The following is a 20,611-nucleotide window of genomic DNA, read 5'->3' as shown; positions in this document are numbered from 1 at the left end:
CCCCCCCCCCCCCCCCCCCCCCCCGCCCCCCGGCGCCCCCCCCCCCGCCCCCCCCCCCCCCCCCCCCCCCCCCGGGGGGGGGGGGGGGGGGCGCCCCGGGGGCGGGGCTCGCGGGGCGCTTGGGGGGGGGGGCGCGCCGATGGCATGCCCGAACCGACCCCACCCCGATCCGCTGCGCGGATCGACCCTCCCCTCAAGGGGGAGGGTAAGAGCGCCGGCGCTCTCCTCATCCATGCCTGGCCGGATCGTGTGGCGAGAGCCCGCGGCGAGCGCGGCCGCTTCGTGCTTGCCAACGGCTCCGGCGCGATGGTCGACGCCGCCGATCCCTTGGCCGGCGAGACCTGGCTGGTCGTGGCGGATCTGCAGGGCAAGGCGCAGAACGCCCGCATCACCGCCGCCGGGCCGGTCGAGGAGGCGGACATCCGCTCAGCGCTTGCCGACCGCATCGAGACGAAGCGCGAGACGAGCTTCGACCGCGAGCGCCGAGCCGTGCGCGTGCGCGAGACCGCCCGCCTCGGCGCCATCACCCTTTCCGAGCGCATGCTGCCGGCGCCTTCGGGAGCCGATGCCGACCGCGCCATCCTGGACGCCTTGCGCGAACACGGCATGGCGCTGCTCGATTGGGGCATGGAAGCGGAGACGCTCCGCCAGCGGCTCGGCTGGCTCTATCGCGGCCTCGGTCCTCCCTGGCCCGACGTCTCGGATCGGGCGCTTCTAGACCGCCTCGACGACTGGCTGCTCCCTTTCCTTGCCGGCGATGCCTCCTTCGCGGCGATCAAGCCGGCGGCGCTTGCGGCAGGCCTGATGTCGCTGGTCCCGCACGACCTGCAGCGCAAGGTCGACGCGCTGGCGCCGACCCATTTCGACGCGCCCTCCGGCAGCCATGTGCCGATCCGCTATGACGGCGAATGGCCGGTGCTGGCGATCCGCGTGCAGGAGCTGTTCGGCCTCGATCGCCATCCTTCGATCGCGGGCGGCGCGGTGCCGCTGACGCTCGAGCTGTTGTCGCCGGCGCAGCGCCCGATCCAGACGACGCGCGATCTGCCCGGCTTCTGGCGCGGCTCGTGGGCGGATGTGCGCACCGACATGCGCGGCCGCTACCCCAAGCATGTCTGGCCGGAAAACCCGCTGCTGGCGGCCGCCACCAGCCGCGCCAAGCCGCGCGGCACCTGAGAGCGCCATCCTCTATCGTTTCCGCGCTTGCGGCTGTAATCCTTTAGCCATGATCAATATTCTGCGCGCGCCCGATTCCCAGCAGAGCCAGCGGCTGCGGCTCAACACGCTGATCCGCCTGCGCTGGCTGGCCATCGTCGGCCAGAGCATGGCGGTGCTCGTCGTCGCCTACGGGCTGAAATTCCCGCTGCCGGTCTCGATGTGCTTCGCGCTGATCGCCTGCTCGGCCTGGATGAACCTCTGGCTCACCTTCCGTTATCCCGCGGCGCATCGGCTGACCCCGCTCTCGGCCTTCGTCATTCTCACCATCGACAGCCTGCAGCTCGCCGGCCTGCTCTATATGACCGGCGGCCTGACCAATCCGTTCTCGGTCCTGCTCTCGGTGCCCGTCGTCATTTCCGCGGCGTCACTGCCGCTGCGCCTCACGGCGGTGCTCGGCGCGCTGGTCATCGCGGCGGCGACGCTGCTTGTGTTCTTCCATCTGCCGCTGCCCTGGTACGAGGGCGCGCCCCTGTCGATGCCCTTCATCTATGTAGCGGGCATGTGGATGGCGGTGTTCGCTTCGATCGCCTTCACCGCAATTTATGCCTTCCGCGTCGCGGCCGAGGCACGCCTGCTCGCCAACGCGCTCGCCGCCACCGAGCTTGTGCTGCAGCGCGAGCAGCATCTTTCGGCGCTCGACGGCCTCGCGGCGGCCGCCGCGCATGAGCTCGGCACGCCTTTGGCCACCATCACCGTCGTCGCCAAGGAAATGGAAAAGGCGCTGGGCGAGGATCCGAAATTCGGCGAGGACGTGAAGCTGCTGCGCTCGCAGAGCGAGCGTTGCCGCGAGATCCTGAAGCGGCTGACCAGCCTGTCCTCGGAAGGCGAGGCGCATCTTTCGCGCCTGCCGCTGACCTCGCTGGTCGAGGAAGTGACGGCGCCGCACCGCGACTTCGGCATCTCGATCCGGCTGCGCCCCGGCGAGCGCATCGGCCCGGAGCCGGTCGGGCAGCGCAGCCCGGGCGTCATCTACGGGCTCGGCAACCTGGTCGAGAACGCCGTCGACTTCGCCAAGAGCACGGTCACCGTCAGCTGGAACTGGGACAATGAGGAGGTCTCCTTCTCCATCATCGACGACGGGCCGGGCTTTCCCCCGGAGATCATCGACCGCATCGGCGAGCCCTACATGTCGACGCGCCAGGGAACCGAGGCCGGCGGCGGCCTCGGGCTCGGGCTTTTCATCGCCAAGACCTTGCTGGAGCGCTCGGGCGCGACGATCGATTTTCGCAATTCGAGCGGGCTCGGCGAGGGCGCGGTGGTGCAGATCACCTGGCCCCGCGGCGTCTTCCTCAATCCCGAGCATGCCGCGGCCACCGCATTCGACAATGCGTGAGCCTATGCGTTTGCCGCATGGCAGCCCTGTCGCCGGCTCTATTCTAAAAATTGGACATTGCTGTTGCAGAATTGTATCTGCGTAAAAGTAAGGCAGTAGGATGCTGACGCAATGAGCGCAGAAGAACCCCCCGGCGCAATGGTAGAAGGCGAGGACACCTCGCTGCTGATCGTCGACGACGACAAGCCATTTCTCACCCGGCTTGCCCGCGCCATGGAAACCAGGGGCTTTGCGGTCGAGACGGCGGAGAGCGTGGAAGAGGCAGTCGCCAAGGCGCGCGCCCGCCCGCCGGCCTATGCGGTGGTCGACATGCGGCTCGGCGACGGCAACGGCCTCGACGTGGTCGCCGCCATCCGCGAGAAGCGCGACGATTCCCGCACCATCATCCTGACCGGCTACGGCAACATCGCCACCGCGGTGACGGCGGTGAAGCTCGGCGCCGTCGACTACCTGTCCAAGCCCGCCGATGCCGACGATGTATTTGCCGCGCTGACCCGCACCGCGGGCGAGCGCGCCGCACCCCCAGAAAATCCGATGTCGGCCGACCGTGTGCGCTGGGAACATATCCAGCGCGTCTACGAAATGTGCGACCGCAACGTCTCCGAGACCGCGCGCCGGCTCAACATGCATCGCCGCACCCTGCAGCGCATCCTCGCCAAGCGCGCGCCGCGTTAGCTAGGCGTCGTCATCCACGGGCGGAGCGGGAGCGAAGCGGACGCGGAGACCCGAGGATCCATTCCGTGACGTCGACGCGCCGCAATGATTCAGAATTCTGCACCGCCGTATTCTACGGCTCAGGTAACGGAATGGATCCTCGGGTCTGCGCCGCGTCGCTTCGCTCCTTGCTTCGCCCGTGGATGACGAAAGGACGGGCCTTTCAGCTAACTTTCGAAGCATGCGCTGCCGTGTAACTTTGTCAGGCTTGCGTCATCACTGACGCTGCGCATCATTGGAATCCAGGCTCTCGGCCATTAAGGCTGGGCTAGGGAGGGACTATGCGCGACGAGCGGCCGAAATCGATGCTTCGCGAATTCCTCGACGGCGAGGCGGCCGGCGGCATCATCCTGATGGCGGCCGCCGCCCTTGCGCTCATCGTCGCCAACTCGCCGCTCGCCGAAACCTATTTCGCCGCCCTCCACGCCTATCTCGGGCCGCTCAGCGTCTCGCACTGGATCAATGACGGGCTGATGGCGGTGTTCTTCCTCCTGGTCGGGCTGGAGATCAAGCGCGAGATGCTGGACGGCCAGCTCTCGACCTGGCCGCGCCGCGTGCTGCCGGGCATCGCCGCGGCCGGCGGCATGGTGTTTCCGGCGCTGGTCTACGTCTTGATCAACCGCGACAACCAGGCGGCCCTTTCCGGCTGGGCGATCCCCACCGCCACCGACATCGCCTTCGCGCTGGGCGTGCTGTCGCTGCTCGGCAGCCGCGTGCCGGCCTCGCTTAAAGTGTTCCTCACCGCTTTGGCCATCATCGACGATCTCGGCGCTGTCATCATCATCGCGCTGTTCTACACCAGCGGCCTGTCGCTCGGCTATCTCGGCGCCGCCTTCGCGGCCATCGCCGTATTGATCGTGCTCAACCGCATGCGGGTGATGAACCTCTTGCCCTATCTCGTCCTGGGCTCGCTGCTTTGGGTGCTGGTGCTGAAGTCGGGCGTGCATGCCACGCTTGCCGGCGTGGCGCTGGCGCTCACCATTCCGCTCGAACGCTCCGCCGGGATCGGCCATGATGTGGAACATTCGCCGCTGCACCGGCTGGAGCACGGGCTGCACAAGCTCGTGCCCTTCATCGTCATCCCGATCTTCGGCTTCGCCAATGCCGGCGTTTCGCTCGGCGGCCTGAGCGTTGCCGCGCTGGTCGAGCCGCTGACGCTCGGGGTCGCCGCCGGGCTGGTGCTCGGCAAGCTGGTCGGCGTCCTCGGCTCCTCGGCTCTCGCCATCCGGCTCGGCCTCGCCGACCTGCCGGCCAATGCCGGCTGGCTGCACATGGTGGGCATTTCGCTTCTGTGCGGCATAGGCTTCACGATGAGCCTGTTTATCGGCCTGCTCGCCTTCGCTGGCGACCCGGCGCTCCAGGACGCAGTGAAGGTCGGCATCCTCGCAGGCTCGCTGATCGCCGCGCTGGTCGGCGCGGCGGTGCTGCTGATGGCACCGGCGGCGGGTGGCGCCGAAGAAGAAGTGGAGTAGGGCAGCGGCGGGAACGCGGTCTTGCCGATCAATGGAAGCGTTGTAAGGCGCACCTCTACTTTCCGATGACTTGAATTTGATGAGTTGAAGCTATCGCTGGAGTGCTAGCGTGCTTCAGCGTGCCGTCAAACAACGGTGGGGCAGTTCAATCGGTTAAGGGGTCAGCAAAAATGGTATGTCGCACAACAAGTGTCATAGCAACGGTCGCGGTTTTGGGCTTTGGACTCTCTCCGGCGGCTGCGTTCACACATCTGTCGAGCTACGAAAAAACAGCACTGACTGGCCAAGAGATTCTTGTCTTTAAGGGAGCGAGCCTGAACGTGGACTGCTCTTCTGCTGGCAAGGACGATGTAAAAATTATCTCCGGGCCGAGTCATGGGAGAGTTAGGCTGGTTGAAGGGAAGGTTTACACATCTTTTGCGAAAGCCAACCAGAGATTTAAATGCAATTCTCGAAAGGTCGACGGAATAAAAGGGGTCTACAAATCGGCTGCCGGGTTTAAGGGGCAGGATCAGATGACCTTCTCGGTTCATACTTTTGATGGGAACGCGTACAAAATTGTCGTGGACGTCAATGTCGAGTAGGGGCTACGATTTCGGTCCCCTGCGAGGTGCGGCGCTTGGCCTGCGGCCAGCGATGACGAGATAGCGTCCTACTCGCTCTCGCCGTCCAGCACCGGCACCGAAACACCGGCAAGCTCCGCCGCCAGGAGCCGCGCGGCGCCCGCACGCGCGATCCTCAGCATCAGCGCCTTGCGCGTCGCGGCCGCGATGCGGTGCTCCGGCGCATCGCGCAGGATCTCCGCGCCGTAGCCGTCGGAGAGGATGAAGCCGCACTCCTCCGGAAAGATTTCCGCTGGCACGCCGGGATGGGTGGCGAAGAAGAAGCGGTCTGAGTGGAGCCGGTAGTCCGGCCATTTGCGGTCGACCCGGAAATCCTCGATCGAGGATTTTATCTCGATGATCCAGATGTCGCCCTGCCGGGTCAGCGCGACAAGATCGGCGCGCCGGCCTGTGGCCAGGGACAGTTCCGGCAGCACATGCGCGCCCATTTGGGTGAGCAGGCGCTGCACGCCGCGCCGCACCAGCATGGCGCGCTCCGACTGGCGGCCGTCGATCAGCGGGTTGAGGGGAATCGGGGAAACGATAGGCATGGCAGGCACCATGCCAGATTTTGTTCACGGTTTGAACCCGTTTTAGGTGATTATCTGGTTGACCGGCCCGCCTTGGTGAATCACGCTCGATCTGTCGTAGGAATCGGCGCAGAGGGGTTCATTGTGTCGGTACATCATCCAATTGCCTTCTGCCCAACTCATGGGATTTTCCAAGTAACCGGGTTTGTCATGACCGGCGGCTCTGGAACGGCAGTTTTTCGCAATAGTCGAACCAACTGCCCAATTTGCGGCGGGATGTCCGAAATCCTTCCGGGTCGCTATGAGTTAGTAGGCGATCGGTTGAATGTCTTGCTTGACGGCAGCATTTCCCAAGCAGCGCTCACCGCTTTGCGCGAGATCGTTGAACGGCTTCAGCGCAACGAAATTACCCCCGTTCAAGCAAAGGCACAGGCCGAAAGCATCGTACCAAAGGCTGGTAGGCTATTCGATATCGCGAATTGGTCTGACACAGCGCAGGCCACGCTCTATGCATCGATCATCGGAGCAATTGCCATCGTCGCAGCCGCCAAGTTGTCTTCCAGTGGAAGCGCACCGCCTCCTCAAATTGTCATAGAGAACGTCATTGACCGCCAGAAAGACGTTCTGCGAGATTCAACGTCGCTGCCTTATATCCCCGTTCCAACGCCGCGACCAAAATAACGCCGTTGAGGACGCCTGTCGGGACGTCGGCAAGCAGGCCAAATCAGAAATGAGCAGAGGCTATCGCTTATGCGGCGCTAGCAAACCCGCCTCACGAAACGGCTTCATCCAGCCTCCCCAAGATCCCCTTCGAAGATGAGCAGCACGCGGTTCGACGCTCGCAGCGCAAACCGCCGGGCTTCGTCGTAGGCTGGGTCGTTGTAGCAGGCCTTGGCTATCTCGAGTGACGGTAATTCGACGACGATCACCCGACCGGCATCGCGCGCCTCCACCAGCATGGGCGGCACCGTGCAGGCATTGCTTCGTGCCTGATACTTCTCGCCGATGGGCTTCCACCGCCTGGCGTATTCGGCTTGCGCTTCCTGATCCGAAATCTCGGTGCCGATGATGAGCCAGTATCCCTTCACGGTGGAGCACTCCTGCCGATGATTTGTTCCTCAAGAGCTAAGATAGGGATCGGATAGTTGTCCAGGTCCGGCTGGGCGACTTCACGCCGCCCCCGCCATGTCATCCAGTATCGGACAGTCCGGCCGGTCGTCGCCGTGGCAGGCGTGGATCAGCTTCTGCAGCGTCGCGCGCATCGACTGCAGTTCGCGCACTTTTTCCTCGATCGCCCTGACATGGGCGCTGGCGATTTCGCGCACGTCGTGGCTGGCGCGGTCGCGGTCCTGATAAAGCGCCATCAGCTGCCTGCAATCGTCGATTGAAAAGCCGAGGTTGCGGGCGCGGCGCAAGAAGGCCAGCCGGTGCACATCGTCGCGCGAGTAGTCGCGGTAGCCGTTTTCGGCCCGCGCCGGCAGGATCAGGCCGATCTCCTCATAGTAGCGGATGGTCTTGGCCGGCAGGCCGGAACGCTCGGCGGCATCGCCGACATTCATGGCGCTCTCCTGGGTCTTCGGCAGCCCTTCCGGCTGCCCCGTTGATTTTGCTTCACAATCCTGCAACCCCCTGTTGCCGAAATGCCGCAGTTCGGCACTTACCGGCAGGGAAGGTCTTGCATATAGGCAGTGCACGCTTGGCAAGCAAAAGAAATGCCAGCATGAATGATGGTGAGAAAGCGGCCGACTCGTGCCGCTGATAAAAGGCAGGGCGTCGGACCTATTCATGCGCTTCAAGTCGTTTGCAATCGTCGCCGCCCTTGCACTGTCGACCGCGATCAGCGGGTGCAGCACCATCGGCGGGCAAATCTTCACCAACAACTATGGCGCGATGACCGATGCCGGCTATCAGCTGCCGCGCATTCCGATCGAGAAGGTTCCGGCCCGCTTCCGCCGGCAGGAAGTGCGCTACGACACTTCCGAGAAGCCCGGCACCATCATCGTCGACACCCAGAACAAGTTCCTCTACTTCGTCGAGGGTGACGGCATGGCCATGCGCTATGGCATCGGTGTCGGCCGCGAGGGCTTCGAGTGGCACGGCACCGCCCATATCGCGCTGAAGCGCGAATGGCCGACCTGGACGCCGCCGGCGCCGATGATCAAGCGCCAGCCCGAGCTCGCCAAATTCGCCGGCGGCATGGAGCCGGGCCTGAAGAACCCGCTCGGCGCGCGCGCTATGTATCTGTTCAACAAGGGCGGCGACATGGGCTACCGCCTGCATGGCAGCCCGGAGTGGTTCTCCATCGGCAAGGCCATGTCGTCGGGCTGCATCCGCCTGATGAACCAGGACATTATCGATCTCTACGACCGCACTTCGGTCGGCGCCAAGGTCATCGTGCTGTGATCACGATGGCCGCGGACACAAGCTTTCGTGCGCGGACCGTCTAGGCAACAACAAGACGTCCAAAGACAGAAAACCGGGCTGTTGGGGCCCGGTTTTTTGTTTTTGGGGTTGGGGAGAATTCGCTCCGCCGAGAAGCGAAGAAACCGCAGGCAGGCGCCGGCGTAGAACCTATCAGGCGACCTGCTCGACCTGCTGCACTTCCGGAACAAAATGGCGGAGCAGGTTCTGGATGCCGTGCTTCAGCGTCGCCGTCGACGACGGGCAACCGGCGCAGGCGCCCTTCATGTGCAGGAACACGGTGCCGTTCTCGAAGCCGCGGAAGGTGATGTCGCCGCCGTCCTGCGCGACCGCAGGGCGTACCCTGGTGTCGAGCAGCTCCTTGATGGTCAGCACCAGCTCCTCGTCGGCCTTGTCATAGAACTCGCCGACCTGGCCGGCGTCGTTGGCCGGAGCCGTCGAAGCCATGACCGGCGCGCCCGACATGAAATGCTCCATGATGGCGCCGAGGATCGCCGGCTTCAGGTGCTGCCAGTCCGGACCGTCCTTGGTCACGGTGATGAAGTCGTAGCCGAAGAAGACGCCGGTGACGCCGGGAATCTCGAACAGCCGGCCGGCCAGCGGCGAAGCCTGTGCGGCGCCTTCGGCGTCGCGGAAATCGGCGGTGCCGTCGCGCAGCACTTCCTTGCCGGGCAGGAATTTCAGCGTCGCCGGGTTCGGCGTCGATTCGGTCTGGATGAACATGGATATCTCCAGGCCCTTCCGGGCCGATAGTTTGGAATAATTCTAAATAGGCTCTATCGGCTGGACATTCAAGCGAAACGCGTCGCCCGAACGGCTGGCTGGCGGAATGTTTTTGCCCGGGCGGAGCGCTTCGCTCCCGGCAAGCCTATCCTCCGACTTCCACGCTGAGTTGTCCACTCGTCTTCTGGATGTTCACCTCGGCGCCGTCCGCCGTGCGTGTGAATTCGAGGTCGGCGCTTGCCTCGCCGACCCGCAGCCCGCGAAGCTCGATGCGGTCGACGAAATCGGGCAGTCGCGGCCGCACGATCCGCAGCTTGTTTGCGAAAGGCCTCGGGCTCCAGGCCGAGGCATGTTGGTCACCAGGAACGGCACTGCGCCCGCCGCCCATGCCTGCGGGTGGCAGGCCACGGGCCAAGGGGCAAGCGTAGGCTATGGGCTGGCTGACAACATCGATGTGTATCTGCGGACCCGCAACGTCCCAATCGGGCAGGAAGGCCTGCCCAAATCAGGCCAGGCTCTCGATTTCCTCGTCGGAGAGGTTCTGCGGCACCACGGTGACCGGGATGGGGAAGGCGGCGCCCCGGCCGGCCACCGCACTCACCAGCGGGCCTGGACCTTCCTTGCCGGCGCCGGCCGCCAGCACCAGGATGGCGATGTCCTGGTCTTCCTCGATGAGCTTGTGGATTTCCTCGGTCGGCTTGCCCTCGCGCACCACCAGCTCAGGCTCGATGCCGACCTTCTGGCGCACCTTGTTGGCATAGGTGTCGAGGGCAGCCCGCGCGGTCGCGTTGGCTTCCTCGCGCATGATCTTCTCGACCCCCAGCCAGTGCTGGAAATCGTCCGGCTCGATCACATAGAGCAGCACCAGCACGCCGCTGGTGCTCTGTGCGCGCGTCGAGGCGTAGGCAACGGCGCGCTCGCATTCCGGCGTATCGTCGATGATCGCCAGGAATTTGCGGCGATGCCCGGCTTCACGGCTGAGGCGTTTGGAAACCATGTCTGTCTGCTCGGTATCAATTCGGCCGCAATCTGCCACCGCCACGGACCGGCGGCAAGCCGCCGGTCGGCATGGCGATCGGAGTCAATCAGGTAGGAGCGATCAATCCTGCAGCAGGCCGATGATGTCGCGCACCGTCTTCATCGTGCCTTCGGCGATCGCGCGGGCGCGCTCGCCGCCGTCCTTGAGCACGGCGTCGACGTAGGCGCGGTCGCCCTCGATGCGGCGCATCTCCGAGGCGATCGGCGCGAGCTTTTCGACCGCAAGGTCGGCCAGCGCCGGCTTGAACACGGAAAACTGCTGGCCGCCATATTCCTTCAGCACGTCAGCTTTGGAAATCTCGGCGAGGCCGGCATAGATGCCGACCAGGTTTTCCGCTTCCGGCCGGCTTTCCAGCCCGTCGACTTCGCTCGGCAAGGCCTCCGGATCGGTCTTGGCCTTGCGGATCTTCTTCGAGATTGTGTCGGCATCGTCGGTGAGGTTGATGCGCGACAGGTCCGACGGGTCCGATTTCGACATTTTCTTGGAGCCGTCGCGCAGGCTCATGATGCGCGCCGCCGGGCCGCCGATGACCGGCTCGGTGATCGGGAAGTAGCCGTTCACCGTCTCCTCGCCGACTTCCATCTCGACGCCGACGGCGAGCGCCGCGATCTTCTCGGAGAAGTCGTTGTTGAATTTTTGCGCGATGTCGCGGGTCAGTTCCAGATGCTGCTTCTGGTCCTCGCCCACCGGCACATGGGTGGCGCGGTAGAGCAGGATGTCGGCCGCCATCAGGCTCGGATAGGCAAGCAGGCCGAGCGAAGCGTTCTCGCGGTCCTTGCCGGCTTTGTCCTTGAACTGCGTCATCCGGTACATCCAGCCGATGCGCGCCACGCAATTGAAGATCCAGGCCAACTCGGCGTGCTGGATGACCCGCGACTGATTGAAGACGATGTGCTTCCTGGGGTCGATGCCCGATGCCAGGAAGGCCGCGGTGATCGAGCGCGTCTGGTCGCCAAGGTCCTGGTGTACGAGCTGCGCCGTCAGCGAATGCAGGTCGACGACGCAATAGATGCAGTCGGACTGTTCCTGGAGGGCGACGAATTTCTTGATGGCGCCGAGATAGTTTCCGAGATGCAAATTGCCGGTCGGCTGGACGCCCGAGAAGACGAGGGGCTTGAAGGCGGACATGATTTCCTCATGGCTTGTGGAGGGCCGTAAACGCATGATTCCAAAAAGTTGCAGACTTTTTGGAGCCATCATGCGGCTGGAAACCGCGCGCGGCGAAAGTCTTGCGACGGCGGGCTTATGGACGAAGGTGGCGGCGGGATCAAGAGCTTGGAATTGAGCCAGTTGCGACGAGCTCGCAGTTGACAGCTCCGTTCGAAAACTACATATTTTCGGCTACATACAGGAATGTAGCCTTGACCATCAACATCAACAACAAGGAAGCCGACAGGCTGACACGGGCCTTCGCCAGGGTCGAAGGTGTCGGTCTCACCGAGGCGATCGTGATTGCGATGCGGGAGGCATTGGAGCGTCGCCGCCATCGTGAAACACCTTTGGAAACGGCGGCACGGCTGCGAACTGAGTTTGGGATCAAGCTCAGCGAGCAGGCGCGCAAGCCGCTGCCTCGCTCGGTCTACGACGAATTGTCTGGCGACGACTGATGTTTGTCGACGCCGCAGCCATCGTTGCGATGCTAAGCAACGAGATCGAAGCGGAGCGCTGCGCGCGGGCGGTCACCGAAGCGTCGGCACCGTTCACTTCCGCCATCGCCGTGTGGGAGGCGGCGATGGCGCTAGCGCGGCCGGAGAAGCTGGCCATACCGGTCGTCAGAAGCGCGGAGATTGTGGGCCGCTTTCTCGAAGAGCGGGCAATTGCGTTGCGCGAGCTTCCGCCCGCGCCCGAGGCAGCGTCGCTCACCATTGAGGCCGCGTCACGATTTCGCAGCAACGCCATGCGCCTGAACATGGCGGATTGTTTCCACTACGCTTGCGCTCGCTACTACGCGGCTCCGATGCTCTCCACAGCCGACGAATTCAGGCTCACGGATCTGGAGACCGTCCCGTAACAGGCGGCACCTTCCCCGAGCCGCGCCTGACGTTCCTGCGGATCATGCCGAAATCGGCGCCGCCGGTGCCGAACGCGGCGATGAAATAGAGCGCGGCGCCCCCGCCGACCAGCGCGAACAGTGTCGTCGCCTTCACCACCAGCGGCGAGCCGGGCCCGAGCCGCGCGGCGAAGTAGTGCTCGGCGAAGTAAAGCGCCGTTGCCATGATCGCGGCGGACAGCACCAGCCGCGGGATGCGCTTTAGCAAGGGGATGTCGCGACCCCAGTGGCCGCGCCTTATCAACATGCCGAGCAGCAAAGCCGCGTTGACCCAGCCGGCGACGGCCGAGGCGACAGCGATGCCCGGCGCGCCCATTGACGGGAACAGGGTCAGCGCCGTGGCGACGTTCACGCCGACGGAGATGGCGGCGAAGATCATCGGCGTGCGCGTGTCCTCGCGCGCGAAATAGCCGGGCGTGAAAGCCTTGATCAGCACGAAGGCCGGCAGGCCGAGGCCGAAGATTGCCAGGATCGAGGCGACGATCGGCGTCGAATGGTTGGCGGCGAAGGCGCCGCGCTCATAGACCAGCCGCACGATCGGCTCCGACATCACCCAAAGCGCCGCGGCCGCCGGCAAGGTCATGAACAGCGTGAACTCGACCGAGCGGTTCTGCAAATTGGCCGCCTCGATCAGATTGCCCGATTTCAGCGCCCGCGACAGCTCCGGCAGCAGTACGATCGCCACCGCCACGCCGACGACGCCGAGCGGCAGCTGGTAGATGCGATCGGCATAGGCGAGCGATGACACCGCGCTGTTCTGCGCCGAGGCAATCGCCGTGCCGATCAGCTGGTTGATTTGGGTGATGCCGCCGGTGATCGCGGCGGGCAGCGCCAGGATCAGCAGCCGCTTGACGTTCGGCGTCATCTTGGGCCGGCGGAAGCCGATCGAGATGCCGGCATGGCGCACCGCTACCCAGACGATGGCGAGCTGCACGATGCCCGCCGCCAGCACGCCCCAGGACAGGCCGAAGCCGACATCATGCGCGTCGAGCCCGTGGTACCAGGCATAGGCGAGCACGCTGATCAGGATGACGTTGAGGAAAGCAGGGGCGATGGCCGCGGCGAAATAGCGGCGCAGCGAGTTCAGCATGCCGGCCATCATGGCGCCGAGCGACATGCAGATCAGATAGGGGAACATGATCGTCGCCAGCCGGACGGTCGTCTCGAACTTGCCCGGAATGTCGGCGAAGCCCGGCGCCACCAGGTAGCGCACGATCAGCGGCATCGCCAGTTCCATGGCGATGGTCAGCGCCAGAAGCGCTGAGAACAACACGCCGAACACTTCCTCCGAGAAGCGCTTGGCGCCGTCGGTGCCGTGCGTTTCGATCTCCTTGGCGAACAGCGGCACGAAGGCGGCATTGAAGGCGCCTTCGGCGAACAGCCGGCGGAAGGTGTTGGGGAACTGGAAGGCGGCGTTGAAGGCGTCGGCGACCGGTCCGGTGCCGAGGGCCGCCGCCATCAGCATCTCGCGGCCGAAACCCAGCGCGCGGCTCATCAGCGTGCCGGAGGCGACGGTGGCGAATTTCTTGACAAGGCTCATGCGGAGGATGACTGCCTGCGGAATTGCGTCAAATGGATGTCACTCGGCCGCCGCCTTGGTCTTGCCGTTGCGTTCGGGCGCGTTGCCTTCGAGTGTGTCGATCAGCCGCTTGTGAATCGTCGCCGTGCGCGTCGGGCTGTCGATCTTCTGGCCGGTAAGGTCGGTGACATAGAAGGTATCGATGACCTTTTCGCCGAAAGTGGTGATGTGAGCCGAGGCGATATCGAGCGAAAGGTCCGACAGCGCGCCGGTGACCTCTGAGAGCAGGCCGGGCCGGTCCAGCCCCTCGATTTCGATCACGGAAAAACGGTTCGACAGCGTGTTGCGGATCTCGGCGCGCGGCGGAATGCGGAAGGCCTTGGCGCCGCGCTTCGGCTTGGCGCGCTTCTCGATCATCTCGGGCAGCCAGCTCTTGCCGGACAGCACGTCCTCGATCAGCTTGCCGACGCGTTCGGCCCGCCGCCGCTCGTCCTCGTCGCGGTCGAATTCTCTGGAGATCAAAATGGTGTCCAGCGCCCGCCCGTCAGAGGTGGTGAAGATCTGCGCATCGACGATGTTGCCGCCGGCCGCGGCACAGGCGCCGGCGATCACCGACAGCAGGCGCGGATGGTCCGGCGCCAGCACGGTGATTTCAGTTACCGCTTCGAACTCATGCGTCTTCACCATGGTGGCGAGCTTCCTGCCGGCCACATCCGCCTCGCGGACGAATTCGGCGTGGCGCAACTGGTCGGGCAGGTCGACGGTCAGCAGATAGTTTTCGTAGTGCTGGGCGACATAGCGCTTGCGCTCCTTCGCCGGCCATGCGGAAAGCGCCTCGGCCAGCCGCTCGCGCGCGGCGGAGGTGCGTTCGGCGCGCGACACTTCGGAAAAGCCCCCGGTCAAGAGCAGCTCGGTCTCGAAATAGAGCGTGCGCAGCAATTGCCCTTTCCAGCCGTTCCACACGCCCGGCCCGACGCCCCGAATGTCGCAGACGGTGAGGATCAGGAGCAGCTTCAGCCGCTCCACCGATTGCACGATCGAGGCAAAATCCTCGATCGTCTTGCGGTCGTTGAGATCGCGCGTCTGCGCGGTCATCGACATGACCAGATGGTTCTCGACCAGCCAGGCGACGGTCTCGGTGTCGGCGGCCGATAGCCCCATATGTGGGCAGATGCGCCGCGCGATCCTGGCGCCGGCCTCCGAATGGTCCTCCGGCCGGCCCTTGGCGATGTCGTGCAAGAGCACCGCGACATAGAGCGCCTCGCGGCTCTTCTTCAGCCCCGGCATCAGCGAGTGCGACAGCGGATGCACCTTGGCGCCGTCGCCGCGCTCGATCTCGGCCAGCACGCCAATGCAGCGGATGAGATGCTCGTCCACCGTATAATGGTGGTACATCGAGAACTGCATCATGGCGACGATCTTGCCGAAGTCGGGGATCAGCTTGCCGAGCAGTCCCGCCTCGTTCATGCGCCTGAGATTGAGCTCGGCGTTGCGGTCCGAGGTGAGGATATCGAGGAACAACCGGTTGGCCTCCTCGTCGCGCCTGAGCGACTTGTTGACCAGGCCGAGCGACCGGGTAAGCAGCTTCAGCGCGTCGGGGTGGAACTCCAGCCCGTGCTTGTCGGCGAACCAGAACAGCCGCAGCAGGTTGACCGGATCGCGTTCGAACACGCTGTCATCGGCAATGTTGATGCGGTGGTTGTCGACAATGAAGTCGGACGTGCCGGCAAGCTTCCGCTTGCGCCGCGAGAAGGTGAGGAAGATGCGGTTGAAGCCGGGCACATGCTTGGCCTGCTCTTCCTCGAGCGCGGCGCAGAAGATGCGGGTGAGATCCCCGACATCCTTGGCGACGAGGAAGTAGTGCTTCATGAAGCGCTCGACCGCCGACAGCCCGGGATGCGTCGTGTAGCCCAGCCGCTCGGCGATCTCGCGCTGGATGTCGAAATGCAGCCGCTCTTCCGCCTTGCCGGTAAGGAAGTGCATGTGGCAGCGCACCGCCCACAGGAAATCCTCGGCTTTCTGGAATTCGCGATACTCGGCTTCGGTGAAGACGCCTTTCTCGACCAGTTCCTGGCCGGTACGCACGCGATAGAAGTATTTGCCGATCCAGAACAGCGTCTGCAGATCGCGCAGACCGCCCTTGCCGTCCTTGACGTTGGGCTCGACCAGATAACGGCTCTCGCCGGCCTTGGCGTGGCGATCGTCGCGTTCGGCGAGCTTGGCCTGCACATATTCGGGTCCGGTGGTGCGCACCACTTCGTGGTCGAAGCGGGTGAGCAGTTCGTCGTAGAGCTTGCGTTCGCCCCACAGGAAGCGCGCTTCCAGTATCGAGGTGCGGATGGTGATGTCGGTGCGCGAGAGCCTCAGACACTCTTCGATGTTGCGGGTGGCGTGGCCGACCTTCAGCCCCATGTCCCACAGCATGTAGAGCATGTATTCGACGATCTGCTCGCCCCACGGCGTCTGCTTGTAGGGCAGCAGGAACAATAGGTCGATGTCGGAGCCCGGCGCCAGCGTGCCGCGGCCGTAGCCGCCGACCGCGACGACCGCCATGCGCTCGGCGGCGGAGCGGTTCTTGACCTGGTAGACGTGGGTGGCCGCGAAATCGTAAAGCGCCCGGATCAGCTCGTCCATCAGATGCGACAGCCGCTCGGCGCAGGCATGGCCGCCGCCATCCTCCTTCAGCATCGCTTCGGCGATCTTTCGCCCTTCCGCGAGCTTGCCCTTGAGCAGTTGCAGAACGGCTGTGCGGGCAGTCTTGCCTGAGCCGTCGCCGGCGCTCGGCGCCGTCAGCGCCGTCATGTCGCGGCGCAAAGCGTCGCCATCGATGATTTCGTCGAGTTTGAGGGAGATCTTTGCCATTCGGCGGCGTCTATAGCGTGTTTTCGCGGCGCTGTGTATGGGGCGTGCGGACAGGCGCATTCCATGACACGGAAAGTGCGTTCGACGGTCAGCCACTCAATTTTCTAAGAATCGAGACTGGCCCTTGACCTTCCAGTTACTGGAAGGATTACGTCCGCCTCGATCCGAGAGTTCCGAGGCATTTGCTTATGACCAAGTCCAACCATAACCATCATCACGCGCATGGCGCATCCTGCTGTTCGGGGAAGAATGCCGCGCCTGCGGCCGAAGCGGTGATTCGCGACCCTGTCTGCGGCATGACGGTCGATCCGGCAGCCGGCAAGCCGGCGGCCGAGCATGGCGGCAGGTCCTTTCATTTCTGCAGCGAGCGCTGCCGCACGAAGTTCCAGGCCGAGCCGGACAAATATCTGACGGCCACCGATCCCGTCTGCGGCATGAACGTCGACCGCGCGAGCGCCAGGCATTTTGTCCGACACGAGGGACAGGGTTTCTATTTCTGTTCGGCCGGATGCAAGGGCAAGTTCGAAGCCGAGCCGGCAAAGTATCTTGCCGGCCGGCCTGAACCGCAGCCGATGCCCAAAGGCACGCAATACACCTGTCCCATGCATCCCGAGATCATCCGCGACAGGCCCGGCTCCTGCCCGATCTGCGGCATGGCGCTGGAGCCGATGGGCGTGCCGTCCGGCGACGAGGGCCCGAACCCGGAGCTTGTCGATTTCACGCGCCGCTTCTGGGTCAGCGCCGTGCTTTCGCTGCCGCTTCTGGTCATCGCCATGGCGCCGATGCTGGGCATCAGCTTCGAAAGCTTCATCGACGGCCACACGAAGACATGGGCAGAGCTGGTGCTGGCGAGTCCGGTGGTGCTGTGGGCGGCGTTTCCATTCTTCCATCGTGGCTGGGAATCGATCCTCAACCGCAGTCCCAATATGTGGACGCTGATCTCACTGGGCGTCGGCGCTGCATATCTGTTCAGCCTTGTCGCGACGCTGTTCCCGGATGTCTTCCCGCATCAGTTTCGCGGCCATGACGGCAGCGTGCCGGTCTATTTCGAGGCGGCCGCGGTCATCGTCGCGCTGGTGTTCCTCGGCCAGGTGCTGGAATTACGCGCTCGCGAACGCACGGGCTCGGCCATTCGCGCCTTGCTCGACCTTGCCCCGAAGACGGCGCGCCTGATCGGCACTGACGGGTCCGAGAGGGACGTGCCGCTCGACAGCGTCAAGACCGGGGACAGGCTCCGCATCCGCCCCGGTGATGCCGTGCCGGTCGACGGCATTGTGCTGGAAGGTCGCTCGTCGATTGACGAATCGATGATCACCGGTGAACCGCTCCCGGTGGAAAAGTCGGAGGGTGATCCTCTCACCGGCGGCACGTTGAACAAGAACGGCTCGCTCATCATGCGCGCCGAAAAGGTCGGCGCCGAGACCACGCTTTCGCGCATAGTCGAAATGGTCGCCAAGGCGCAGCGCTCGCGCGCGCCGATCCAGGGGCTGGCAGATCGCGTTTCCTTCTATTTCGTGCCGGCTGTCGTGCTGGTGGCGATCATCGCCTTCATTGCATGGTCGCTCTTCGGTCCCGAGCCCAGCCTGGCCTTCGCCATCGTCTCGGCGGTGTCGGTGCTGATCATCGCCTGTCCCTGCGCGCTCGGGCTGGCCACGCCGATGTCGATCATGACCGCGACCGGGCGCGGCGCGCATGCCGGCGTGCTGATCAAGGAAGCGGCGGTATTGGAGCGCTTCGCCTCCGTCGATACTCTGATCGTCGACAAGACCGGCACCTTGACTGAGGGCCGGCCACGGCTGACCGATGTCGTCGCCGCCCAGGGCATAGCGGAGAATGAATTGCTGGCGCTTGCCGCCACGCTCGAAAAAGGCTCGGAACACCCGCTCGCCGAGGCGATCGTCGAGGGTGCCGCCAAACGCGGCGTCAAGCTTGCAGCTGCCGAGAACTTCGAGGCGGTAACCGGCAAGGGCGTTGCCGGCACCGTGTCCGGCAGGAAGGTCGCGCTCGGCAATGCGGCGATGATGGCCGACCTCGGCGTCGGCACCGCGCCCGTTGCCGCCAGCGCGGAAGCGCTGCAGGCCGAAGGCAAGACGGCGATGTTCGTTGCCGTCAGCGGCAAGCTCGCCGGCCTCGTTGCTGTCGCCGATCCGGTCAAGGCAACCACTGCCGAGGCGATCAAGGCGCTGCACCACAAGGGCCTGAGGATCATAATGGCGACCGGCGACAACGAGCGCACAGCAAGAGCGATCGCGGGCAGGCTCGGCATCGACGAGGTCCGCGCCGGCCTGCTGCCGGATGAGAAGGCGGCACTTGTCAACGACCTGCGCGCCAGGGGCGCCGGCATCGCCATGGCCGGCGACGGCGTCAACGATGCGCCGGCGCTTGCCGGAGCCGATGTCGGCATTGCCATGGGCACCGGGGCCGACGTCACGGTCGAAAGCGCCGGCATCACGCTGGTCAAGGGCGATCTCAACGGCATCGTCAGAGCCCGCACACTGGCCCAGGCGACGATCCGCAACATTCGCCAGAACCTGTTCTTCGCCTTCCTCTACAACGTGCTCGGCGTGCCGGTCGCCGCCGGCGTGCTCTATCCGCTCGCCGGGACGCTTCTGTCGCCGATGATCGCGGCGGCGGCGATGAGCCTGTCGTCGGTCTCGGTGATCGGCAACGCGCTGCGGCTGAGAACGTTGAAACTTTGAGCGACGCCCCCAAATACGACATTCCATTCAACAGGAGATATTGGATGACCTTGGCCAAGAAGATTGTGCTGCTGCTGATGGCGGCGGGAATGCTGATCGCGGTGTTCCTCGAAAGCGTGCCCGCGCAATCGGACGAAATGAAGCACGACATGTCCGGTATGGCCATGGGCGCCAAAACTCCGGCGACTGCTGGCTACAAGGCCGCGATGGACAAGATGCACAAGGACATGATGCTCAACTACACCGGCAACGCCGATGTCGATTTCGTCCGCGGCATGATCCCGCATCACCAGGGAGCCATCGACATGGCCAAGGTGGTGATCGCCAACGGCAAGGACCCGGAAATCCGCAAGCTCGCCGAGAACGTCGTCAAGGCGCAGGAAGCCGAGATCAAAAAAATGCAGGATTGGCTTGCCAAGCATCCGGTGAACTAATTTCCCGCGCCGGGAATCCGGACGAAGGCGAGGACTTCGGCCTGGATTTCCGGCAATGCTTGTGCTGCGATCCGGCCTCACGCGGAGCAGGCCATGTCTTCTAAAATCAGAACTACCGTCCTGCCGTCAGGCGAAGCCCTTCCGGTGCTGGGTCAAGGCACATGGAAGATGGGCGAGGACCGCCGGCGCCGCGCTGATGAGGTCGCGGCGCTAAGGCTTGGACTGGATCTCGGCATGAGCTTGATCGATACGGCGGAAATGTATGCCGGCGGCGGCGCCGAGGAGGTGGTGGCGGAAGCCATCGCCGGGCGCCGCGACGAGACTTTTCTGGTTTCCAAGGTGCTGCCGTCCAACGCCTCGCGCGGCGGCGTCAAGCGGGCCTGCGAGAACAGTCTGAAACGGCTCGCCACCGACCGCATCGACCTCTATCTGCTGCACTGGCCGGGCAGCGTGCCGCTGTCGGAAACAATCGAGGCCTTCGAGGCCTTGAAGGCGGCCGGCAAGATCCGCCACTGGGGCGTCAGCAATTTCGATACCGACGAGATGGAGGAATTGGTCGGCCTACCCTCCGGCGCCAATGTCCAGACCAACCAGGTCCTCTACAATCTGTCGCGGCGCGGTCCGGAATTCGATCTTGCGCCCTGGAGCCTTGAGCGCGGCATCCCGCTGATGGCCTATTCGCCGGTCGAGCAGTGCGCGCTGGCGCGCAACGCCAGGCTCGACGCCGTTGCCGCCCGCCACAACGCCACGGCGGCGCAGGTCGCGCTTGCGTGGGTGATGGCCCAAAAAGGCGTCGTCGCCATCCCGAAGGCCAGCCGGCAGGAGCACGTCCGCCAGAACGCTGCGGCACTCGACATCAAGCTGACGGCGGAGGATTTTGCCGAGCTCGATCGCGGCTTCCCGCCGCCGACGCGCAAGCGCGGTCTGGAGATGATTTGACGGTGAAGCTGCCAATCTCCCAACTTGGGGAGAGATCAGCCGTCATCGCGGCTTTCGCC

General features: G+C 64.5%; 20 protein-coding genes and 1 pseudogene. 12 read left to right on the top strand and 9 right to left on the bottom strand.

Features of this window, described 5'->3' with window-relative positions; genetic code table 11:
• Window positions 1–213: 213 nt before the first annotated feature.
• From CK220_RS27335 to CK220_RS27315, 5 genes and pseudogenes are all read left to right on the top strand, one after another.
• A pseudogene (locus tag CK220_RS27335) lies at window positions 214–1,173 on the top strand (ATP-dependent helicase C-terminal domain-containing protein); the annotation flags it as partial.
• A gap of 49 nt (window positions 1,174–1,222) precedes the next feature.
• Complete coding sequence (locus tag CK220_RS27330) at window positions 1,223–2,548, top strand: ActS/PrrB/RegB family redox-sensitive histidine kinase (RefSeq protein ID WP_095814499.1); 1,326 nt, start codon at window positions 1,223–1,225, stop codon at window positions 2,546–2,548.
• 111 nt (window positions 2,549–2,659) lie between these two features.
• The gene (locus tag CK220_RS27325) at window positions 2,660–3,223 is read left to right on the top strand and encodes an ActR/PrrA/RegA family redox response regulator transcription factor (RefSeq protein ID WP_095814498.1); all 564 of its coding nucleotides are present in this window, start codon (window positions 2,660–2,662) and stop codon (window positions 3,221–3,223) included.
• A gap of 320 nt (window positions 3,224–3,543) precedes the next feature.
• Window positions 3,544–4,734 carry a Na+/H+ antiporter NhaA gene (nhaA, locus tag CK220_RS27320; RefSeq protein ID WP_095814497.1) on the top strand — a complete coding sequence of 397 codons (1,191 nt, stop codon included), beginning with the start codon at window positions 3,544–3,546 and terminating at the stop codon, window positions 4,732–4,734.
• A gap of 212 nt (window positions 4,735–4,946) precedes the next feature.
• The gene (locus tag CK220_RS27315; protein ID WP_245429417.1) at window positions 4,947–5,318 is read left to right on the top strand and encodes a hypothetical protein; all 372 of its coding nucleotides are present in this window, start codon (window positions 4,947–4,949) and stop codon (window positions 5,316–5,318) included.
• Window positions 5,319–5,386: 68 nt separating this feature from the next.
• On the opposite strand, the gene CK220_RS27310 is transcribed toward CK220_RS27315, so the two are convergent.
• The gene (locus CK220_RS27310) at window positions 5,387–5,887 is read right to left on the bottom strand and encodes an MmcB family DNA repair protein (protein ID WP_176479228.1); all 501 of its coding nucleotides are present in this window, start codon (window positions 5,885–5,887) and stop codon (window positions 5,387–5,389) included.
• 123 nt (window positions 5,888–6,010) lie between these two features.
• Between CK220_RS27310 and CK220_RS27305 the strand changes: the two genes are divergently transcribed.
• Window positions 6,011–6,547 (top strand): hypothetical protein, encoded by a 537-nt coding sequence (locus CK220_RS27305; RefSeq protein ID WP_141245238.1) that lies wholly within the window; start codon window positions 6,011–6,013, stop codon window positions 6,545–6,547.
• Between the two features lie 104 nt (window positions 6,548–6,651).
• Here the strand turns inward: CK220_RS27305 and CK220_RS27300 are convergent, their stop codons facing one another.
• Window positions 6,652–6,954, bottom strand: coding sequence for a DUF1330 domain-containing protein (locus CK220_RS27300; protein WP_095814493.1), 303 nt, complete (start codon window positions 6,952–6,954; stop codon window positions 6,652–6,654).
• An 81-nt stretch (window positions 6,955–7,035) separates the two neighbouring features.
• Entirely contained in the window at window positions 7,036–7,425 is a 390-nt protein-coding gene (cueR, locus tag CK220_RS27295) for a Cu(I)-responsive transcriptional regulator (RefSeq protein WP_067003523.1), read from the bottom strand.
• A gap of 226 nt (window positions 7,426–7,651) precedes the next feature.
• Between cueR and CK220_RS27290 the strand changes: the two genes are divergently transcribed.
• Complete coding sequence (locus tag CK220_RS27290; protein WP_095814492.1) at window positions 7,652–8,269, top strand: L,D-transpeptidase; 618 nt, start codon at window positions 7,652–7,654, stop codon at window positions 8,267–8,269.
• A 171-nt stretch (window positions 8,270–8,440) separates the two neighbouring features.
• Here the strand turns inward: CK220_RS27290 and CK220_RS27285 are convergent, their stop codons facing one another.
• The 4 genes from CK220_RS27285 to trpS all read right to left on the bottom strand — a co-directional run bounded on the left by CK220_RS27285 (window position 8,441) and on the right by trpS (window position 11,177).
• The gene (locus CK220_RS27285; RefSeq protein WP_095814491.1) at window positions 8,441–9,010 is read right to left on the bottom strand and encodes a NifU family protein; all 570 of its coding nucleotides are present in this window, start codon (window positions 9,008–9,010) and stop codon (window positions 8,441–8,443) included.
• A 145-nt stretch (window positions 9,011–9,155) separates the two neighbouring features.
• Window positions 9,156–9,314 (bottom strand): hypothetical protein, encoded by a 159-nt coding sequence (locus tag CK220_RS32130; RefSeq protein ID WP_176479227.1) that lies wholly within the window; start codon window positions 9,312–9,314, stop codon window positions 9,156–9,158.
• Window positions 9,315–9,515: 201 nt separating this feature from the next.
• On the bottom strand, window positions 9,516–10,007 hold the full coding sequence (locus tag CK220_RS27275) for a universal stress protein (protein WP_095814489.1): 492 nt from the start codon (window positions 10,005–10,007) through the stop codon (window positions 9,516–9,518).
• Window positions 10,008–10,109: 102 nt separating this feature from the next.
• The gene (gene trpS / locus CK220_RS27270) at window positions 10,110–11,177 is read right to left on the bottom strand and encodes a tryptophan--tRNA ligase (RefSeq protein WP_095814488.1); all 1,068 of its coding nucleotides are present in this window, start codon (window positions 11,175–11,177) and stop codon (window positions 10,110–10,112) included.
• A gap of 233 nt (window positions 11,178–11,410) precedes the next feature.
• Between trpS and CK220_RS27265 the strand changes: the two genes are divergently transcribed.
• Both CK220_RS27265 and CK220_RS27260 read left to right on the top strand, forming a co-directional pair.
• On the top strand, window positions 11,411–11,656 hold the full coding sequence (locus tag CK220_RS27265) for a type II toxin-antitoxin system VapB family antitoxin (protein ID WP_095814487.1): 246 nt from the start codon (window positions 11,411–11,413) through the stop codon (window positions 11,654–11,656).
• Window positions 11,656–12,060 (top strand): type II toxin-antitoxin system VapC family toxin, encoded by a 405-nt coding sequence (locus CK220_RS27260; RefSeq protein ID WP_095814486.1) that lies wholly within the window; start codon window positions 11,656–11,658, stop codon window positions 12,058–12,060. Before CK220_RS27265 ends, CK220_RS27260 begins: the two co-directional genes overlap by 1 nt.
• Here the strand turns inward: CK220_RS27260 and murJ are convergent.
• Complete coding sequence (gene murJ / locus CK220_RS27255) at window positions 12,035–13,639, bottom strand: murein biosynthesis integral membrane protein MurJ (RefSeq protein WP_095814485.1); 1,605 nt, start codon at window positions 13,637–13,639, stop codon at window positions 12,035–12,037. The genes CK220_RS27260 and murJ overlap by 26 nt on opposite strands.
• Before the next feature lie 39 nt (window positions 13,640–13,678).
• Window positions 13,679–16,480, bottom strand: coding sequence for a [protein-PII] uridylyltransferase (locus tag CK220_RS27250; protein WP_095814484.1), 2,802 nt, complete (start codon window positions 16,478–16,480; stop codon window positions 13,679–13,681).
• A 188-nt stretch (window positions 16,481–16,668) separates the two neighbouring features.
• Between CK220_RS27250 and CK220_RS27245 the strand changes: the two genes are divergently transcribed.
• From CK220_RS27245 to CK220_RS27235, 3 genes are all read left to right on the top strand, one after another.
• Window positions 16,669–19,179, top strand: coding sequence for a heavy metal translocating P-type ATPase (locus CK220_RS27245; protein ID WP_095814483.1), 2,511 nt, complete (start codon window positions 16,669–16,671; stop codon window positions 19,177–19,179).
• A 44-nt stretch (window positions 19,180–19,223) separates the two neighbouring features.
• A complete protein-coding gene (locus CK220_RS27240; RefSeq protein WP_095814482.1) occupies window positions 19,224–19,613 on the top strand; it encodes a DUF305 domain-containing protein in 390 nt (129 codons plus the stop codon).
• A 93-nt stretch (window positions 19,614–19,706) separates the two neighbouring features.
• Window positions 19,707–20,552 carry an aldo/keto reductase gene (locus tag CK220_RS27235; protein WP_095814481.1) on the top strand — a complete coding sequence of 282 codons (846 nt, stop codon included), beginning with the start codon at window positions 19,707–19,709 and terminating at the stop codon, window positions 20,550–20,552.
• Window positions 20,553–20,611 lie beyond the last annotated feature (59 nt).

This window comes from Mesorhizobium sp. WSM3860 (assembly GCF_002294995.1).
GTDB lineage: Bacteria > Pseudomonadota > Alphaproteobacteria > Rhizobiales > Rhizobiaceae > Mesorhizobium.
This window is presented reverse-complemented; position numbering and strand designations above follow the sequence as displayed.

What these genes read in the sequence shown, in the direction of transcription:
- CK220_RS27235 (WP_095814481.1), top strand. Translation starts at nt 19,707, where the DNA reads ATGTCTTCTAAAATCAGAACTACCGTCCTGCCGTCAGGCGAAGCCCTT.
- CK220_RS27285 (WP_095814491.1), bottom strand. Translation starts at nt 9,010, where the DNA reads ATGTTCATCCAGACCGAATCGACGCCGAACCCGGCGACGCTGAAATTC.
- trpS (WP_095814488.1), bottom strand. Translation starts at nt 11,177, where the DNA reads ATGTCCGCCTTCAAGCCCCTCGTCTTCTCGGGCGTCCAGCCGACCGGC.
- cueR (WP_067003523.1), bottom strand. Translation starts at nt 7,425, where the DNA reads ATGAATGTCGGCGATGCCGCCGAGCGTTCCGGCCTGCCGGCCAAGACC.
- nhaA (WP_095814497.1), top strand. Translation starts at nt 3,544, where the DNA reads ATGCGCGACGAGCGGCCGAAATCGATGCTTCGCGAATTCCTCGACGGC.
- CK220_RS27240 (WP_095814482.1), top strand. Translation starts at nt 19,224, where the DNA reads ATGACCTTGGCCAAGAAGATTGTGCTGCTGCTGATGGCGGCGGGAATG.
- CK220_RS27245 (WP_095814483.1), top strand. Translation starts at nt 16,669, where the DNA reads ATGACCAAGTCCAACCATAACCATCATCACGCGCATGGCGCATCCTGC.
- CK220_RS27310 (WP_176479228.1), bottom strand. Translation starts at nt 5,887, where the DNA reads ATGCCTATCGTTTCCCCGATTCCCCTCAACCCGCTGATCGACGGCCGC.
- murJ (WP_095814485.1), bottom strand. Translation starts at nt 13,639, where the DNA reads ATGAGCCTTGTCAAGAAATTCGCCACCGTCGCCTCCGGCACGCTGATG.
- CK220_RS27290 (WP_095814492.1), top strand. Translation starts at nt 7,652, where the DNA reads ATGCGCTTCAAGTCGTTTGCAATCGTCGCCGCCCTTGCACTGTCGACC.
- CK220_RS27325 (WP_095814498.1), top strand. Translation starts at nt 2,660, where the DNA reads ATGAGCGCAGAAGAACCCCCCGGCGCAATGGTAGAAGGCGAGGACACC.
- CK220_RS27275 (WP_095814489.1), bottom strand. Translation starts at nt 10,007, where the DNA reads ATGGTTTCCAAACGCCTCAGCCGTGAAGCCGGGCATCGCCGCAAATTC.
- CK220_RS27260 (WP_095814486.1), top strand. Translation starts at nt 11,656, where the DNA reads ATGTTTGTCGACGCCGCAGCCATCGTTGCGATGCTAAGCAACGAGATC.
- CK220_RS27250 (WP_095814484.1), bottom strand. Translation starts at nt 16,480, where the DNA reads ATGGCAAAGATCTCCCTCAAACTCGACGAAATCATCGATGGCGACGCT.
- CK220_RS27330 (WP_095814499.1), top strand. Translation starts at nt 1,223, where the DNA reads ATGATCAATATTCTGCGCGCGCCCGATTCCCAGCAGAGCCAGCGGCTG.